The organism is Bacillus sp. JKS001846 (genome assembly GCF_900176455.1).
Classification (GTDB): Bacteria; Bacillota; Bacilli; order Bacillales; family Bacillaceae_G; genus Bacillus_A; species Bacillus_A cereus.
The window spans coordinates 510,374-528,183 of record NZ_FWYG01000001.1 but is presented as its reverse complement, the minus strand read 5'-3'; the positions used below and the strand labels follow the sequence as shown (position 1 = coordinate 528,183).

Below are 17,810 nucleotides of genomic sequence, written 5' to 3'. Positions count from 1 at the left end.
CCTCTCATAGGGCTAATTAATAATAAAAATTAATCTAACATCAATTTCTTACTTTCATTAATAGCAGTATAATATTCATCCTCGGTTATTTTATTCTCTCTTAATAAATAATCACCAAGATCTTCAGCTGTTTCCATACCTTCAGTACTTATTCCATCTCTCTTAAACACCTTAGAAATTGTTATAAAAATTATTCTCCAATCTCCTAAAAAGGAAATATCATTAATATATTGCAGATCAAAATTCAATTTTTCTTCCCAAGTAACACAATTTCGACCATTAACCTGAGCCCAACCCGTCAATCCTGGCAAAACACCATGTCTCTTTCTTTGTTCTTTTGTCATAAATACCATATCTCGAACCAATTGAGGTCTTGGTCCTACTATTGACATATCTCCTTTAAGAATATTAAATAACTCCGGCAATTCATCAAGTGAAGTAGAACGTAAAAATTTCCCGAATTTCGTTAACCTTATATTATCTGGCATTAGCTCGCCATTTTCATCTTTTTCATCTGTCATCGTCCTAAATTTATACATCATAAAAACTTTCTCATCTAATCCTGGTCTTTTTTGTTTAAATAAAACTGGACTACCTAATTTCGTTTTTACAAGTATAGAAACTATAAGAAACAATGGACTTAATACTATAATAGCAATTAAAGACAGTATAAAATCCATCGGCCTTTTTATAAACCTACCATAGATGCCAATTTTAGAACTCCTCATTACGCTATCCACAACCCTTTAATAATTTTCACAACTTTTTCTAAATCTGCTTCTGTCATCTTCGTATCGCTTGGTAAACATATACCATTCTCAAAAAGTTTTTCTGATACATCTGTACCAACAAAATCATATTTCTCAAAGAACGGCTGCATATGCATTGGCTTCCAAACCGGTCTAGATTCAATATTTTCTTCTTCAAGGGCTTCCATCACATCTATTGGACGGATCTTACCGTTTAGTGTCATAGAACTTAGCCAATAGTTTGGTTCATCCCACTCATTACTAGGCATAAATTCAATGCCTTCAAGATTTCCTAATTCTCTCTTATAAAAATTGAATATGTATCTTTTCTTCTGAACTCTCTCGTCTAATACTTTAAGTTGGCCTCTACCAATTCCAGCAACTACATTACTCATGCGATAGTTAAAACCTAATTCACTATGTTGATAATGTCTTGCTTGGTCCCTACTTTGAGTAGCCCAAAATCTTGCTTTTGCAATACGTTCTTCATCATCAGAAACAAGCATACCACCACCAGAAGTAGTGATAATTTTATTACCATTAAAAGAAAAGATACCATAATCTCCAAAACTACCCGTGTGTTTACCTTTATAATAAGTACCCAAAGATTCAGCAGCATCTTCAATTAAAGTAACATCATGTTTTTTACAAAGCTCAATAATCTTATCCATATCTGCCGAAAGACCATAAAGATGAACTACTATAACTGCCTTTACATTTGGATACTTTTCAAAAGCCTCTTCTAATGCTTTAGGACACATATTCCAAGTTTCATAATCACTATCTATGAAAACAGGCGTAGCATTTTGATAAATAATTGGATTTGCTGTAGCTGAAAATGTAAGTGTTTGACAAAAAACAACATCACCTTCTCCTATTCCAGCTGCTTTTAATGCCATATGAATTGCTGCTGTTCCAGAAGATAGTGCTGCCGCTGCATTAGATCCTACTTTCATAGCTAATTCTCTTTCAAATCCATTTACATTTTCCCCAAGTGGTGCAATCCAATTTGTATCGAAAGCTTCCTTCACATAATGCATTTCATAACCTTCATCACTCATATGTGGTGATGAAAGAAATATTCTATCTCCCATTTTTAAAACTTCCTTCCCTTGAATTAATTTTTAAGATTTACTTTATTATTTGCAATATCTAATAGTCGTTCTCTTATTTCTTCTTTACTAATTCCTTCAAAGTCATTCATAAACTGCCTTAAAATCCCTTGATCAATTAAAACAGCCTTTCCTATATGAATTTTAGGAAAAATTTGTTCTGGATGAATTTCACCTTCATTTAATAACTCTTCATACATTTTTTCACCTGGTCTCAATCCAGTAAATTCAATTCCAATTTCTTCAATAGAAAAACCTGAAAGGGTAATCAAATTTTTAGCTAAATCCACAATTTTTACTGGGGCCCCCATATCTAGCACGAACAATTCTCCGCCCCTAGCCAGTGTACCCGCCTGAATAACTAATCTTGAAGCTTCTGGTATTGTCATGAAGTAACGAATCATATCAGGGTGAGTAACTGTTACAGGTCCACCTTTTTGAATTTGTTTCTTAAATAGAGGAATTACACTTCCCCTACTTCCAAGAACATTACCAAATCTAACCGCAACAAAACGTGTACCAGTACTAACCGATGCCATATGCTGCACAATCATTTCTGCAAATCGTTTTGTAGCTCCCATTACATTTGTTGGATTTACAGCTTTATCTGTAGAAACCATTACAAACGTATTCACTTTAAACGTATCTGCCGCTTCAGCTACATTTTTCGTACCAAAAATGTTATTTTTCACAGCTTCTTCTGGATTACGCTCCATTAAAGGAACATGCTTATGTGCAGCCGCATGGTATACAATATACGGTTGATGCTTTTTCATTATTTCAAAGATTTTATGACGATCTTGAATATCAGCAATTTCTGTTGTAATTTCAACTGTATCTTTATAGGTAACTTTCATTTCCATTTCAATATTATAAATGCTGTTTTCACCATGCCCTAAAAGAACAATTTTAGCTGGTTTGTATTTCATCACTTGACGACAAATTTCTGATCCAATTGATCCACCAGCACCTGTTACTAAAATTGTTTTACCTGTAATCTTCTCTCCAATTCCTGCATCATCTAGCTTTATTGGTTCTCTACCTAATAAATCTTCCACTTGTACATCACGGAATTCATTAACAGAGAGTTTTCCATCTAAAAGATCTTCAAGCATCGGTACAATTTGTGTTTTCGCCTTCGTTTTTCTACACTTCTCAAAAATCTCGTTTATTTGACCTCTATTTAATGAAGGGATGGCGATAATAATATGTTCTATATCATTATCTTCTACAATTTCTTGAATATGATTTGTTGTGCCAACAACCGGCACATTATAAATTTCCAATTTTTGTTTGTTTCTATCATCATCAACAAACGCAATCGGATACAAATCTGCTTCTTTATTATGTTGTAATTGACGCACTACCATGGTCCCTGCTGAACCCGCACCAATAATTAATGTTCGTTTTTTATCAGTAGCTTTTGTAATATATGTATCACGGAACATACGCCATACGAAGCGAGAGCCGCCAATTAATAATAAATGTAGCATCCATGCGATTGCTAAAATTCGAACATAAATATCATGATTTATAATCTGTTGAACAATTGCCGTTACGATAATCGAAAGCGTTATTGCTTTAAATATTTGTTTTAATTCCCCAATACTTGCATATTCCCAAGCCTTGTTATACAACTTATAAATAGCTGCAAAAACATGATGACTACATAATAACGTAATCGAACTAATAACTACTGTCGCAGGAATTTTACTTAATATATTGGGATGTATGAACCAATAACTTAAGTAAACAGCAGTTAACACGATAAATGAATCTAATAAAATTAATAACGAGAGCCGTTTTCGATAACTCAATATACCTGTTCCCTTCTTTATACAATTCATATCTTATTTTGATAATAAAAAAGGACATTCTCTTATGAATGTACCTTTTCTTTTTTTACAAGTTCTTTCATATATTCCATTAAATCAACTTTTAATTCTTCATTTTGAAGTGCCATTTCAATCGTGGTCTTAATAAATCCAAACTTCTCCCCAACATCGTAACGTGTACCTTCGAAGTCATAAGCAAATACACGTTGAACTTCATTTAATCGTTGAATTGCATCTGTCAATTGAATTTCCCCACCAGCACCTGTTTGTTGATTCTCAAGGAACATAAAGATTTCTGGCGTTAATACGTAACGTCCCATAATTGCTAAATTTGATGGTGCTGTTCCTTGAGCTGGTTTTTCCACAAATTGACGCACTTGATAACGGCGATCATTTTGTTCAACTGGATCGATAATACCGTAACGATGTGTTTCGTTTTCTGGCACTGTTTGTACACCTATAACGGATGAGTGTGTTCCCTCATATTGATCCATTAATTGGCGCAAACATGGCGTTTCTGCTTGCACAATATCATCACCAAGTAATACCGCAAATGGTTCATTTCCAATAAATTTACGTGCACACCATACTGCATGCCCTAAACCCTTTGGTTCTTTCTGTCTTATGTAATGAATATTAATTTTTGAAGAAGCTTGTACTTTCTCAAGCATCTCATGCTTCCCTTTTTCTAGTAAGCTTTGCTCTAATTCAAAAGAATGATCAAAATGATCTTCAATCGCACGTTTACCTTTTCCAGTAACAATAATAATATCTTCAATTCCTGATTCTATTGCTTCTTCTACTATGTATTGAATTGTCGGTTTATCAACAATTGGTAACATTTCTTTAGGCATTGCCTTTGTTACCGGTAAAAATCTCGTCCCCAGTCCCGCAGCTGGAATAATTGCTTTTCTTACTTTTTTCAAATCTAGTACCCCCAAATATATTATTATATCCATATGTAACAATAACAAAAACCCTACTTATAGGGTCGTCTTTACAACTCCATAAGTAGAGTTTCTAACATAAATAAATTATGGGCATCTAACCCATCCTCACGTCATACTCCCGACGACAAGCGTCTAAGGTAGGTGCGAAATAAAAATTTCTACCCACAGCACGACCGAGTGCCTCCGTTGATAACGGTTAGGAGGCATCACCAATTCTTTATTTAAAAAATACCGAACAATTTTTTACGACGAATTTGTTCTGGATCTTCTTTGTAAATTGCCTTCCCGCTAATTAATAAGTACGGATTTTCTTTCAAATCACTCATAACATTCATTCCGAATTCTTTCTCAATTAGTTCATAGCTTTCTGCTAAATGAAATCCTCTCGATGTCGTGTTATGCGCATCTGATGCGATCATATGTGTTAAATTATGTTCCACAAGTTGAAGTGAGAATTTTTTAATTTTTTTACCAAAATTCCCTAGTAAACTCCCTGCTGTTACTTGCGTTAATGCCCCTTTATTTACAAGGTTATATAACTTATCTGGCCGCTCGATTAACTCGGCATTACGTTCCGGATGAACGATAATCGGAATCATTCCCTTTACACGTAATTCGTATAATAATTGTTCGGCATAACGTGGTACGTGATTAGATGGAAATTCAATAAATATGTATTTATTTGTTTCGTTTAAAGTAACAATTTTACCAGCTTCATAGTCTTCTAATAAATCGCCATATAACCTGACTTCTTGTCCCGGTAAAATAGTAAGTGGGATATTATATTGTTGTAGTTCATCATTTAATTGTTTTACGTGATGAATAATTGAGGTACGTTCATTTACATATTTTCCATTTTGATGGTGCGGCGTTGCGACAATTGTATGTATTCCTTCTGACACGGCTTGTTGTGCCATTGCTAAACTATCTGTTACTGTCTGTGCACCGTCATCGATACCAGGTAAAATGTGACAATGTAAATCTATCATTTGTTTCATCCTCCCTCTCTCATATAAAATTCTTTTTTCCCTTGAATATGAGATATCGCTCATATTCAAGGGAAAAAAGGAGATATGTTTTTACCATATCTCACTTTAAAACTAGTTTGCACCGTAGTAATAATATAAGCCTTCTTCACGTTCACGGTCATTTAGAACAACGCCTAACAATTTACCTTTTGCAGACTCCAATAATCCTTTTGCTTTTACTGCTGTTTCTTTCTCTGTTGATTCACTACGAACAACAAGAATAGAAGCATCACATACATTTGCCATAATTTGTGCGTCGGTAACAGCTAAAATTGGTGGCATATCAAAAATAACTAAGTCGTACATGCTGTATGCTTGTCCAAGAAGTTCTTTCATTGATTTCGAACCTAACAATTCGGCCGGGTTTGGCGGGATTGGACCACAAGCTAAAAAGTGTAAATTATCTACAGATGTTGTTTGCACACATTTTTCTAAACGTTCACTCTGTGTTAGTACGTTCGTGAGTCCAAAAATGTTATCTACTTGGAACATTTGATGCATTGCTGGTTTACGCATATCTGCATCAATTAATAATACTTTTTTTCCTTGTTGAGCAAACACAACTGCCATATTCGCTGTCGTTGTCGTTTTCCCTTCACTTGGGTTTGCAGACGTGACCATTAATGAATGTAAATTCGTATCAACAGCTGCAAATTCAATATTCGTTCGAATATTACGATATTGTTCTGAAATTGGTGATTTCGGTTGCTGATGAGCAATTAATTGACGACGTTGACGATGATTTTTTTTCTTTTTAAATAAATTAAGAGCCAATTGTTTGTCCCCTCACTTTCCTTGATGATGGAGCGTGTGATTTCACGTTCATTGTTTCTTCATCCATACGAGCTACAATTCCTAATACTGGTAAGCCAAGTAAATTTTCTACATCTTCTTCTTTTTTCACTGTGTTATCTAAGTATTCTAGTAAAAATGCAAGACCAACTGAAGCCATTAAACCAACAACGAAAGCGATTGCCACATTTAACATCGGGAGCGGCTTAATCGGAGATTGATTTTCTGCCACTTCTGCTTTAGATAATACTGTTACGTTATCAACGTTCATAATTTTTGCAGCTTCATTTTTAAATACATCTGCCGTTGCATTCGCAATATCACGAGCTAGTTTTGGATCTTTATCCTCAGCTGTTACAGAAATAACTTGAGAATCCTTTTCATTCATAACATTAATTTTCTTTGTTAAAGCTTGCGCTGTCATATTTAAATTTAATTTTTCATTCACTTGTTCTAAGATTACTGGACTTTTAACAATAATCTTATATGTATTTGTTAATTGAATATTTGTTTGCACTTCATTGTACTGAATTGCCGCCCCTTCTTGCTTCTTCTGATTAACAAGAATTTGCGTCGAAGATTGATAGATTGGCGTCATGAAGAAAAAGCTAATGATAGCACTTACAATAGCTGCACCAAAGGCGATTACGAGGATCATTGCTAAACGTTTTTTTAAGATATGAAATAACTCTTTTAAACTAATTGTTTCTTCCATAGGTTCCTCCAACTTTCTAAAATTTACACATAGGAAAAATTATAACATATAAATCTTACATTTTTTATTTTTAATAATTCAGTTCTATATTTGTTCACAAGAAACAAGTTTAATCTTACAAAATAATCTTAAATATGACAACACATTCCAATGATTTCCCAAAAATTTTATTATATCATGCTTTTTACATTGTATAACTTGATAAATAATTTTCAGAAATCAAAAAAAGCCAACAAAAATTTTGTTGGCTTTTTCATATTTTAGTAATAACCATACTGCTCTTTTTCTTCTCTTTTATCATTCAAAACAACACCTAGTAGTTTTCCTGATGCTTTATCTAATATTTGTTTCGCTTTTACGATTTTATCTTTTTCTGTCTTTTCACTTCGTACAACGAGTACGATTCCATCACATTTATTCGCTAGTATTTGTGCATCTGTAACCGCAAGGACAGGTGGTGTGTCGATTAATATAATATCAAACATGTTATATGCTTCTAGCAACGCCTCGTCCATTGCCCGGCTCCCTAATAGTTCTGCTGGGTTTGGCGGGATTGGACCTGCTGCCATTAAGTATACGTTCTCTATATCTGTTTTTTGAATGCATTGCATAAGTTTTGCTTGTCCTGATAATAAGTTCGTTAATCCATTTGAACTATGAATAGCAAATAAGTTTTGTATCGTCGGCTTACGCAAGTCAGCTCCAATTAATAAAACTTTCTTTCCTTGTTGTCCGAAAACAACTGCTAAGTTTGCTATTGTTGTTGTTTTCCCATCACCTGGGTCGGCTGAAGTAACAATAATAGAACGAACATGATTATCTACAGATGTAAACTCAATGTTTGTACGAATGTTACGGTATTGTTCTGTAATACGCGATTTAGGCTCTTTATGTGTAATTAATTGTCGTAATGGTTTTCTTTTCTTTCTCCCGAACATATTCATAATCTCCTTTTGTGAAATGCGACATTTCCCTTTTCTCTCTCTTATGCTCGATTTCATACGTCTAATTAATATTTGTGCTGAGTTCCCCACATTTCATCATAATCAATAACATTCTACTTTGTCTTATTTAAGTACCTTAACAATATGACAATGCCCCTATTTCTTTATTACCTTTATCACTTATCCTGTTTTCTAGATAAATAATAAAGTAAGTATATGGCAATTACCATCTATTTACAAGTAATTTTCTGATTAGTTTGTATATTATTGTTTCATCGTTATATAGCAGAAATTAAAAAATCCCCTTGTCTTTTCACAAGGAGATTTTTTAGTACTATCTATTCTTTTTTAGCACCAATCGCAAATGTAATTTCTGCCTCACATGCAACTTCACCATCTACTGTTGCGATTGCTTTTCCTTTTCCAATTGGGCCGCGTACGCGTGTCATTTCTACTTCTAGAAGAAGCTGATCACCTGGGCGTACTTGTTTTTTGAAACGGCAATTGTCGATACCTGCAAAGAAAGCAAGTCTTCCGCGGTTTTCTTCTTTCTTTAATACTGCAACTGCTCCAACTTGTGCTAATGCTTCTACAATAAGTACACCAGGCATAACTGCATAGTCAGGGAAGTGTCCGTTAAAGAATTCTTCATTTGCGGATACATTTTTAATTCCGACCGCTCTTTTCCCTTCATCTACTTCTAATATTTTATCAACAAGTAAAAATGGATAGCGGTGAGGAATGATTTCTTTAATTTGTTCTATATTTAGCATGTAACAATCGCCCCTTTTGTAATATTGGTCTTACCACTTGGACATATTGCTATTATCCCATTTTGTTTATTGTTTGTCATTACAAAGTAACATTTTATATTTAGCACAACTTCCTAAAAAAAATGCACACACTCTATTCCATTAAAATAGTTGCACATTTTTGCAACTGACACGGAGGTGGAAAAGAGTGTATGCCCAAATTAGGGAAAGGCAATATGTATTGAAACATTATTTGCCTTAATGTCGTATTCGACTCATTATATTATAAACGTTTTCAATTAAGGAAATATTAAATTTAACCATATATATGAATATTTTACCTGTTTCCTTCATATTTCTCTATTTTCCTTCCATTTTCGCAAAAAAACAAAATAAAAAAATATAAAAACGAAAAAAGAACTAAGGCATTAGCCTTAGTTCTTTCAAATCATCTCAAAGCACGCTTTGGTAATCTGTCGATATTCTCTAACATAATACCTGTACCAACCGCAACGCAGTGCATTGGGTTTTCAGCAATTAATACTGGTACTTTTAGTTCTTCTGCTAGAAGCATGTCGATACCGTGTAGTAAAGCTCCACCGCCTGTTAGAATAACACCGCGGTCGATGATATCTGCAGATAGTTCTGGTGGTGTGCGCTCTAATACGCCTTTTGCAGCTTGTACAATAACAGCTGCATTTTCTTTTAATGCTTCTGTAATTTCTTCAGAGCATACTGTAATTGTACGTGGTAAGCCTGTTACCATGTCACGTCCGCGAATTTCAAGTTCTTCACTACGTGCACCTGGGAATACTGTACCAACTTTAATTTTAATATCTTCTGAAGTACGTTCTCCGATTAATAGCTTATACTTACGTTTAATATAGTTTAAGATCTCCATATCAAACTTATCGCCAGCCATTTTGATAGAGGAAGAGGTAACAATATCACCCATAGATAGTACAGCGATATCTGTTGTACCTCCACCAATATCAACAACCATGTTACCGCTTGGTTGGAAGATTTCCATACCAGCACCAACTGCGGCTACTTTTGGTTCTTCTTCTAAAAATACTGTTTTACCACCTGAACGTTCAGCAGCTTCACGAATTGCTTTTTGTTCTACTGATGTAATATTTGTTGGACAACAAATTAAAATACGAGGTTTTGAAAAGAAGCTCTTTACGTCCAATTTGTTAATGAAATACTTTAACATTGCTTCTGTAATTTCGAAGTCTGCGATTACACCATCTTTAAGTGGACGAATTGCTACAATATTACCAGGCGTACGTCCCACCATGCTTCTCGCTTCTTCACCTACTGCTAATACTTTACCACTATTACGATCAATCGCCACAACAGATGGCTCATTTAATACAATACCCTTACCTTTAACATGAATTAATACGTTAGCCGTACCTAGGTCAATTCCGATATCTCGCGCAAACATTCCCGTTTTTTCCTCCTCGATATTCAAAATCAGGTTACACCCGAATTCTTTTCACCTAATTTCTGATTTTATCATAAATTTAACAGAAACGTAATATTCGCAAAAAGAATTCTTCTGAAAAATATTACCGAATGTGAACGGAATGTTTGCTACTGTAACATTATTGACGTACAGGCTTCTCTACATCTTCTTTTCTATACTTTTGTTTTGTTGCTTCTCCCCCTCTTAAATGACGAATAGACTTATGATAATCAAGAATTTCTTTCACTTCATTTGCGAGCTCTGGATTAATTTCTGGTAGACGTTCTGTTAAATCTTTATGGACTGTACTCTTTGATACCCCAAATTCCTTTGCAATGACACGCACTGTCTTTCTTGTCTCCACGATATACTTACCAATCTTGATAGTTCTCTCTTTGATGTAATCGTGCACACCACTCGCCTCCCTAATTTGGATGTGAGAAGGGTGAAATGAGCCTCGCTGCATACGACTAAGAAGTAAGTGTGAGTGCTGTTTGTAAGCGTTAAACATTCTTGGATTTATAATGAAATGATTCACGATTTCTCACCTCAAACACTCTCTTTGCTTTGGTTTATACCATTGTATTGCCCGCACTACTGATATATGCTACATGTTCACTATTTTTGCGGACTAAGTTAAGAAAAATTATATTTTTTTGTGAGAAATACGTTAACAGTAACTATTTTGGCGAAAAAAAAATGACACCTTATATATAAGGCGTCATTCTTCTCTTTCAAACTCTTCTTCTAATAATTGATGGTGGGGAACCTCTTTCTTACCGGCAATATAATAATATAAAGTGAATAAAACAAACAATAAAATAATAGCAGTCGACAGAACAAACAAAAATGACACAGTATCCCCTCCCTTTTGTAATATATATTCGAGAATCTCGTCATTTTTCCTTGTTATTGCAACTTTTTTCTCGAAATTGAGTATTTTTATATAAAAATAAAAAAATCAGCTCCCCTAGTGGGAACTGATTTTTTCACTTTATTATTCTTGTGAAGAAGAATCGTTAGATGATTCTGTAGAACCATTTGTTGATTTTTCTTCTTTCTTCGGTTCTTCTTTTTTGTCACTAGTTGAACCGCTTGTTGATTTCTCTTCTTTTTGAGACTTGTCTTCTGTTTTACTTTCTGGTTTCGTGCTCGTTGACTTCTCTTCTTTTTGAGATTTGTCATCAGCTTTTTTACCAGAAGCATTCGTAGCCTTTGCAGCACCTGCATCAGCTTTAATTTCTGTTACTGATTTATTTAAGTAACGTTCAGGGTTCACAGCCACATTGTCTTTACGTACTTCAAAGTGAACGTGAGAACCTGCCTCTTTATTCATTGCACTTAGACCGGATGTTCCTAATACTTCACCTTGTGCAACTCTTGCACCTTTTTCTACTTTCACACTGCCTAAGCTTTGATAAGATACCGCTACACCATTTCCACTATCAACTGTTACAACATAACCAAGAAGTGAATCTTTTTCAGCTTTCGTTACTGTACCACTTAAAGCAGCAGCAACATTGAATTCTTTTCCATTCTTCGCAGCAATGTCAATTCCTTTGTTCGGGGAATATGTGTTGTTATAAAAGACAAGTGCTTTTTCTTGTTCCGCCTCAGTTGCTGCATCTTCATAGAATTTCTTCTGTACGACTACTTCCGCATTCGCGGCAGCTGGCATTTTCACTACTTCTGAAGATTTTGTTACTGGTACTGCTGGATCTTCCGATTGTGTATACGGTGTTGCTTGATCGTGGTTTGGAGTCTTCTTCGGATTAGCTCCTTGGAACCATAGCGCAACCATTAAGATTACCGCTGCACAAGCAATGTATAGTGCCGGAAACACCCATCTTTTTTGAAATAAATGTACTACCTTTTGCGACTTTTTATTATTTCTTCCTCGCATTCCATCATCACCTCAGCAATCATTTTGAACAATATTCACGTATCCTATACAACGTATAACTAATTACTTTTCGACAAAATCTGTAAAAATATGTATAATAATTGTAAAATTTCCGAGGAAATGATAGAAAAAAGAAAAAACTGAGCGTTTCGGCTCAGTTTTTAGTCTAATTGTTTCTTTTTATATACGATTAAACATACAAAGAGCGATATAATAAGCCAAACTGCAACATTTAATACATGCCCACTAATACTACTAAATCCCGCCCCACCTACTAAGCTGTTAAGTGCTTTCACAATATGAGATGTTGGAAGATATCCAATCATCGTCTTAATTACTTTATTTTCAACCATTGGCTCAAACTGTACAGCCAAATACATCGTCATTAATATCGGCATTCCAATTATTGATGTTTGTGGTACAGATGCAGCTAACAATCCAATCATTGTTCCAATCACAATAAATAGAATTGTTCCACATAAGAAAATAAATCCTAGCAATAATAGATTTCCACTGAATTGATCCAAAATGAATAAGTTCACAATACAAATGCCCAATGTCAAACATGCTGTTAATATACTTTTTCCAAGTAGAACTTCAACCGAAGATGCCGGTGATAGCATTAATACACGCAATGTATGTTTTTCTTTTTCTTCTGCAATTACCATAGATTGAACAAAGCCTGCGACAAATAGGAAGGCCGTTATAGTAGTAATGCCTAACATTTCCTTTCCCGCTCCAAATCTGCTAAACAAAAATGAAAGTATAATTGGTAAAAATGCCATTAACAGCACTTGTGAATTTGTCTTAAAATCTTGTACTTCTTTTCTAAAAATAGCTGATACACGTCTCATTGAAAATGTCATTATAATCCCCTCCCAGTAACTTCAATAAAGATATCGCCTAAAGTTGGTTCGTGTGAATGAATGGATAGTAATTCTCCTTTGTTCATCCATTCTGAAATACGTTTTGCACCTAATTCATCTTTTTGTACCGTTTCTTTCTTCTTATCCTTTAACACGACTTGTATTTGATCTTTCGCGTATTGTAAGCGAAGGTTCTCCGGTGTATCAAGTGCTACAATCTCTCCGCCACACAGGAAGGCAATGCGGTTACAAAGCGTTTCTGCTTCGTCCATGTTGTGAGTCGTTAAGAAAATCGTCGTTCCTTCTTTATTTAAGTCTTTTAAGATTTTATGAATATTTTGTACGTTTACTGGATCAAGTGCAGATGTTGGTTCGTCTAAGAAGAGGATATCTGGTTTATGAAGGATTGCTCTTGCTAGTGTGACGCGTTGCTTCATTCCCTTTGATAATTTTTTTACTGGTGTTTTTTTATCATCTAATAAATTCACTTGTGCTAGTACTTCATCGATTCGTTCTTTTTTGCAATCATATAAGTCACAAAATAATAGTAAGTTATCATAAATGCTAAGTCTTTCATATAAGCCGCTGTTATCTGTTAAAATACCAATTCGTTTGTAATCGATGCTACTTGGTCCTGTAATATCTTTCCCTAATACTCTTACCGTTCCAACACTATGAAGCAATTGAGAAGTTAAAATTTTTACTGTTGTCGTCTTACCAGATCCACTCGGTCCAAGGAATCCGAATATCTCTCCTTTCTTCACCTCAATATTTACATTTCGAAGTGCCGTTTTTTCGTTGAAACTTTTCATTACATCTTTCATTTCAATTGCCAATGTCATTTCTTCATCCCCTTTGTTTTTCTTCTTTATAGATGAAAGTCGCTTTAGCGCTTTTCGTTCGTTTGTTTCGCTTTTCTTGACTCAATCATATGAAAAACAAAGGATAGGCGCATTAAAATACCCGTAAAAGGAGTATTTTTACCGGTGAATGAATCGCATGTTGAGCTTATTGGAGCACTTTTATAGTCCAATAACACCTTTTAATTCATCCATTCGTCCTTTTGAAAGCGGGATTGAACTTTTTCTTTCGTCGTCTAAAATTAAGCTAAAACTGTTACGAGTCCAAGTAATCACTTCTCGCACTCTTTGTAAATTCACAAGGTACGAGCGATGACATCTAAAGAAACCAAAACCTGTTAATCTCGCTTCTAGTTCACTTAATGTTAATGCACATACGAAATCGCCTTCACGAACGTGAATATGCGTTACTCCGTTTTGCGTTTCAATGAAATGGATTTCCATCGGATCAAGTAAAATGATTTTATCGTTCACTTTCGCAGGTATTCTTTCTAACTTCATTTGCGGAATCATTTGAATGACTTTTTCTTCACCGACTTCTTCCACTTCCTCTTGTTCAATTTCTACTTTTTTCACACCATCGTTGTTTAATATGTATACATCCTCTGTTAACGAAAGGGCATCCGATAGGAAAGATGACGTAATAAAGATTGCCTTTCCTTGCTCTTTCATTTTCATAATTGCTTTTCGAATAATAATCGTACTCTCTGTATCTACATTTTGCTCTGGCTCTTCCAAAATGACTAAATCTGGATTATGAATCATAATTCGTCCTATATGAAGACGGCGCTTCTCTGAAAATGACAATTTTTCTATTTTAACGTTTAGTTTATCTAGGAGACCAACATACTGTACGACTTCTTCTATACTTACCTTTGATTCATAAAGTCCTAATAGAAACTTAAAGTATTCCTTCACCTTCAAACGATCATATGCTTCATCTTTCAAAAAACAAAAGCCGATGCGGAAATAATTTTTCTTTCCAATTGCTTCCCCTTCAAACAGTACGTTGCCAGTTGAAGCTTCTTCTTCACCAATAATAATGCGGTGTAACACTTTAGCTGTATGATTATTGCATTGCAAAACAATACATTGTCCTTTTTCAACCTTTAGCTCAATTTCCGGTAACTGGTTCGTCTTCCCTAACTGTTTCAACTCTAGTAACGCCATTTCATCTCCCCCAAATGCCTTTTTATCCTATTATATCAAACAGTTAATGGAAAATTATGATATTTTAAACAGAAAAAATAGGTGCCAGAGTTCTGACACCTATTTCTTCACCATCAGTTTTCCTTCATAATCATTCATCGTCTTTATTTCAACGCCTTTATAGTAATGAGCGACGATATCTGTATATTTCTTTCCTTCCGCTGCCATGCCGTTCGCCCCGTATTGACTCATACCAACGCCGTGACCGAAGCCTTTCGTCGTAACGATGATTTTATCTCCTTGTTGTTTCCACGTGAAATCAGAAGAACGTAAATCTAACTTTTCACGAACTTCTTTTCCTGTTAATGTTTTTCCTTGAAAAGCTACATCCTTTACGCGCTTTCCTTCCGTAAGGTCTTTAATATTTCCAACCTTCCCGTCTGCTAGCACTTTCACACCGAGACGTTTTTGAAAATCAGCTACTGTAAATGTTTGCTCGCTCGTAAACTTTGGAGAGGCTTGATCCCACGGACTATCTACACTTTTCAAGTACGGATAATCATTTCCCCAATAGTCAGCTGCATTTTCTGTTCGGCCATTACTCGTTGAAAAGAAGGATGCTGAAATTGGTTTTCCATCATACGTTAAAACTTGTCCTGCTGTTTTCGAAACGGCTTCTTCGATTTTCTTCAAATTATTTTCGTAGTTATTGCCCCATTGCTTCTTCAATTCATCTTTGCTTTTGTACACTTGATCTTTCACCGTATCTGTCACGTCCGCATTATTTTTCTTTCCTCCGCTTAGCATACGTTGTACTACAAATGTTCTCGCTGCTAATGCCTGTGCCTTTAGTGCCTCTATTTCAAAACTGGCATTCATCTCAGAAGCTACTACACCTGTCACATACTCCTCCACTGGTAATGTTTCTACCTTCTTCTGTTTTTCGCGATATACAGCAACTTGAACAGCTGTATCTACTTTTCCTGGAGCTGGTATGCTTTCTATCGCTGGAGGAGTTTTAGAGGCCGTTTCTTCCCCTACTTTTGCTTTCGCAAATGGAATAACAAGGGCTGCAGGTACAATGATAACGAGCGCTATTAAGAGCGCTACTGTAATAAAAAGTGGCTTTGAAAATTTCATCCTATTTTCCCCCAATATAAAAGCTTTACTCCATTCATTCTTATGGAACAACTCTTTCTTTTAGAACATACTTAAGGGGAAGAGTATAAAACAGAAATTTTCTAAATATTTTTACTGGTACGTGCATAAGTATAGAATTTATTGACTATAACAGTAATAACCCAAAAAAATAGCCCCTATGTCAAAAGACATAGAGACTATTTCAATTAAGCGTGAAGATCAGAAACTTCTTGTTCTTTCACTTCTTCTACTTTTTCGTTTACACGTTCAATAGTTGCACCTAATGCAGCTAATTTCTTATGGAAGTTTACATAGCCACGGTCAAGATGTTTTAACTCAGTTACACGAGTATAACCTTCTGATACTAAACCAGCTAAGATTAATGCAGCTGCAGCACGTAAGTCAGTTGCTGCTACTTCAGCACCTTGTAAGCTGTTTGGACCGTTCATAATAACAGAACGACCTTCAATTTTAATATCAGCATTCATACGACGGAATTCTTCAACGTGCATAAAGCGGTTTTCGAATACCGTTTCTGTAATCATGCTTGTTCCATCAGCTTGTAGTAATAATGCCATCATTTGTGATTGCATGTCTGTTGGGAAACCTGGGTGAGGCATAGTTTTAATATCAACCGCTTTTAACTTATCTGGGCCGATAACACGTACACCTTCGTTTTCCTCAATAATTTTAACACCCATTTCTTCCATTTTCGCTGTAATTGAGCGTAAATGTTCAGGTACAGCATTTTCAATTAAGATGTCTCCACCAGTAATTGCTGCTGCAACCATGAATGTTCCCGCTTCAATACGGTCAGGAATAATAGAGTGGTTTGCACCATATAATTTATCAACGCCTTCGATACGAATCGTTCCAGTTCCAGCTCCGCGTACTTTTGCTCCCATCGCATTTAAGAAGTTAGCTAAGTCAACGATTTCTGGTTCTTTCGCTGCGTTTTCAAGAATTGTTGTCCCTTTTGCTAATGTAGCTGCAGACATAATGTTTTCTGTCGCGCCTACGCTTGGGAAGTCTAAGTAGATTTTAGCTCCTTTTAGTTCTCCCTCAACATATGCCTCAACAAAACCGTTACCAACCTGTACTTTTGCTCCCATTGCTTCGAAGCCTTTTAAATGTTGGTCAATTGGACGTGAACCAATTGCACATCCACCAGGAAGTGCAATACGAGCACGACCGTTACGTGCTAATAATGGTCCCATTACTTGAACAGATGCACGCATTTTACGTACATATTCAAATGGTGCTTCAATGTTTAGTTCTTTAGAAGAATCGATTGTTACTTGATTATTTTCAAATACGACTTCAGCATTTAAATGACGTAATACCTCATTAATTGTGTATACATCAGACAAAACTGGTACTTCAGATAGTACATTCTTTCCATCACTCGCTAATAGGGCTGCAGCGATTATAGGTAATACAGCATTTTTTGCGCCCTCAACACGCACTGTGCCGTTTAACCGCTTTCCGCCACGGACGATGATCTTTTCCAAATTATTCCCCTCCGTGTCCTTTTTTCAGTATCT

General features: G+C 35.4%; 18 protein-coding genes. All 18 read right to left on the bottom strand.

All coding sequences use genetic code 11. The features are described from left to right. Window positions 1–29: 29 nt before the first annotated feature. The 18 genes from B9A45_RS02855 to murA all read right to left on the bottom strand — a co-directional run bounded on the left by B9A45_RS02855 (window position 30) and on the right by murA (window position 17,777). Entirely contained in the window at window positions 30–728 is a 699-nt protein-coding gene (locus B9A45_RS02855; RefSeq protein WP_016118928.1) for a sugar transferase, read from the bottom strand. Next, the gene (locus B9A45_RS02850) at window positions 728–1,843 is read right to left on the bottom strand and encodes a DegT/DnrJ/EryC1/StrS family aminotransferase (protein ID WP_084063846.1); all 1,116 of its coding nucleotides are present in this window, start codon (window positions 1,841–1,843) and stop codon (window positions 728–730) included. Before B9A45_RS02850 ends, B9A45_RS02855 begins: the two co-directional genes overlap by 1 nt. Window positions 1,844–1,866: 23 nt before the next feature. Continuing rightward, complete coding sequence (locus B9A45_RS02845) at window positions 1,867–3,678, bottom strand: polysaccharide biosynthesis protein (RefSeq protein WP_142263039.1); 1,812 nt, start codon at window positions 3,676–3,678, stop codon at window positions 1,867–1,869. Between the two features lie 62 nt (window positions 3,679–3,740). Next, complete coding sequence (gene bpsC / locus B9A45_RS02840) at window positions 3,741–4,622, bottom strand: UTP--glucose-1-phosphate uridylyltransferase BpsC (protein ID WP_000757831.1); 882 nt, start codon at window positions 4,620–4,622, stop codon at window positions 3,741–3,743. A 245-nt stretch (window positions 4,623–4,867) separates the two neighbouring features. Beyond that, complete coding sequence (locus B9A45_RS02835; RefSeq protein ID WP_016118932.1) at window positions 4,868–5,635, bottom strand: tyrosine-protein phosphatase; 768 nt, start codon at window positions 5,633–5,635, stop codon at window positions 4,868–4,870. Window positions 5,636–5,746: 111 nt separating this feature from the next. Next, complete coding sequence (locus tag B9A45_RS02830; protein WP_016118933.1) at window positions 5,747–6,448, bottom strand: CpsD/CapB family tyrosine-protein kinase; 702 nt, start codon at window positions 6,446–6,448, stop codon at window positions 5,747–5,749. Beyond that, window positions 6,438–7,181, bottom strand: coding sequence for a YveK family protein (locus B9A45_RS02825; RefSeq protein ID WP_016118934.1), 744 nt, complete (start codon window positions 7,179–7,181; stop codon window positions 6,438–6,440). The genes B9A45_RS02830 and B9A45_RS02825 overlap by 11 nt, the downstream gene beginning before the upstream one ends. Window positions 7,182–7,441: 260 nt before the next feature. Then, the gene (locus B9A45_RS02820; RefSeq protein ID WP_000467945.1) at window positions 7,442–8,119 is read right to left on the bottom strand and encodes a CpsD/CapB family tyrosine-protein kinase; all 678 of its coding nucleotides are present in this window, start codon (window positions 8,117–8,119) and stop codon (window positions 7,442–7,444) included. 344 nt (window positions 8,120–8,463) lie between these two features. Then, window positions 8,464–8,898, bottom strand: a complete 435-nt coding sequence (gene fabZ, locus B9A45_RS02815) for a 3-hydroxyacyl-ACP dehydratase FabZ (protein ID WP_084063844.1) — start codon at window positions 8,896–8,898, stop codon at window positions 8,464–8,466. Window positions 8,899–9,325: 427 nt separating this feature from the next. Continuing rightward, window positions 9,326–10,327, bottom strand: a complete 1,002-nt coding sequence (locus B9A45_RS02810; protein WP_000457978.1) for a rod shape-determining protein — start codon at window positions 10,325–10,327, stop codon at window positions 9,326–9,328. 160 nt (window positions 10,328–10,487) lie between these two features. Continuing rightward, window positions 10,488–10,760 carry a sporulation transcriptional regulator SpoIIID gene (gene spoIIID, locus B9A45_RS02805; protein WP_000544012.1) on the bottom strand — a complete coding sequence of 91 codons (273 nt, stop codon included), beginning with the start codon at window positions 10,758–10,760 and terminating at the stop codon, window positions 10,488–10,490. 309 nt (window positions 10,761–11,069) lie between these two features. Continuing rightward, window positions 11,070–11,204, bottom strand: coding sequence for a hypothetical protein (locus B9A45_RS02800; RefSeq protein WP_000008901.1), 135 nt, complete (start codon window positions 11,202–11,204; stop codon window positions 11,070–11,072). A gap of 141 nt (window positions 11,205–11,345) precedes the next feature. Then, window positions 11,346–12,251 carry a M23 family metallopeptidase gene (locus tag B9A45_RS02795; RefSeq protein ID WP_001214926.1) on the bottom strand — a complete coding sequence of 302 codons (906 nt, stop codon included), beginning with the start codon at window positions 12,249–12,251 and terminating at the stop codon, window positions 11,346–11,348. 161 nt (window positions 12,252–12,412) lie between these two features. Further along, window positions 12,413–13,117 (bottom strand): ABC transporter permease, encoded by a 705-nt coding sequence (locus B9A45_RS02790; RefSeq protein ID WP_000144442.1) that lies wholly within the window; start codon window positions 13,115–13,117, stop codon window positions 12,413–12,415. Beyond that, window positions 13,117–13,959: an ABC transporter ATP-binding protein gene (locus tag B9A45_RS02785; protein WP_084063843.1), complete on the bottom strand. Its 843-nt coding sequence runs from the start codon at window positions 13,957–13,959 to the stop codon at window positions 13,117–13,119. The genes B9A45_RS02790 and B9A45_RS02785 overlap by 1 nt, the downstream gene beginning before the upstream one ends. A 180-nt stretch (window positions 13,960–14,139) precedes the next feature. Further along, a complete protein-coding gene (locus B9A45_RS02780; protein WP_084063842.1) occupies window positions 14,140–15,147 on the bottom strand; it encodes a LytTR family transcriptional regulator DNA-binding domain-containing protein in 1,008 nt (335 codons plus the stop codon). 99 nt (window positions 15,148–15,246) lie between these two features. Continuing rightward, on the bottom strand, window positions 15,247–16,266 hold the full coding sequence (gene spoIID / locus B9A45_RS02775) for a stage II sporulation protein D (protein ID WP_000672663.1): 1,020 nt from the start codon (window positions 16,264–16,266) through the stop codon (window positions 15,247–15,249). A gap of 206 nt (window positions 16,267–16,472) precedes the next feature. Continuing rightward, entirely contained in the window at window positions 16,473–17,777 is a 1,305-nt protein-coding gene (gene murA, locus B9A45_RS02770; RefSeq protein WP_000411274.1) for a UDP-N-acetylglucosamine 1-carboxyvinyltransferase, read from the bottom strand. Window positions 17,778–17,810 lie beyond the last annotated feature (33 nt).

Excerpts from the sequence above, each read along its gene's own strand:
- B9A45_RS02835 (WP_016118932.1), bottom strand. The coding sequence starts at position 5,635 with ATGATAGATTTACATTGTCACATTTTACCTGGTATCGATGACGGTGCA.
- B9A45_RS02810 (WP_000457978.1), bottom strand. The coding sequence starts at position 10,327 with ATGTTTGCGCGAGATATCGGAATTGACCTAGGTACGGCTAACGTATTA.
- B9A45_RS02850 (WP_084063846.1), bottom strand. The coding sequence starts at position 1,843 with ATGGGAGATAGAATATTTCTTTCATCACCACATATGAGTGATGAAGGT.
- fabZ (WP_084063844.1), bottom strand. The coding sequence starts at position 8,898 with ATGCTAAATATAGAACAAATTAAAGAAATCATTCCTCACCGCTATCCA.
- B9A45_RS02790 (WP_000144442.1), bottom strand. The coding sequence starts at position 13,117 with ATGACATTTTCAATGAGACGTGTATCAGCTATTTTTAGAAAAGAAGTA.
- B9A45_RS02780 (WP_084063842.1), bottom strand. The coding sequence starts at position 15,147 with ATGGCGTTACTAGAGTTGAAACAGTTAGGGAAGACGAACCAGTTACCG.
- B9A45_RS02795 (WP_001214926.1), bottom strand. The coding sequence starts at position 12,251 with ATGCGAGGAAGAAATAATAAAAAGTCGCAAAAGGTAGTACATTTATTT.
- B9A45_RS02785 (WP_084063843.1), bottom strand. The coding sequence starts at position 13,959 with ATGACATTGGCAATTGAAATGAAAGATGTAATGAAAAGTTTCAACGAA.
- B9A45_RS02855 (WP_016118928.1), bottom strand. The coding sequence starts at position 728 with ATGAGGAGTTCTAAAATTGGCATCTATGGTAGGTTTATAAAAAGGCCG.
- B9A45_RS02820 (WP_000467945.1), bottom strand. The coding sequence starts at position 8,119 with ATGTTCGGGAGAAAGAAAAGAAAACCATTACGACAATTAATTACACAT.
- spoIID (WP_000672663.1), bottom strand. The coding sequence starts at position 16,266 with ATGAAATTTTCAAAGCCACTTTTTATTACAGTAGCGCTCTTAATAGCG.
- B9A45_RS02825 (WP_016118934.1), bottom strand. The coding sequence starts at position 7,181 with ATGGAAGAAACAATTAGTTTAAAAGAGTTATTTCATATCTTAAAAAAA.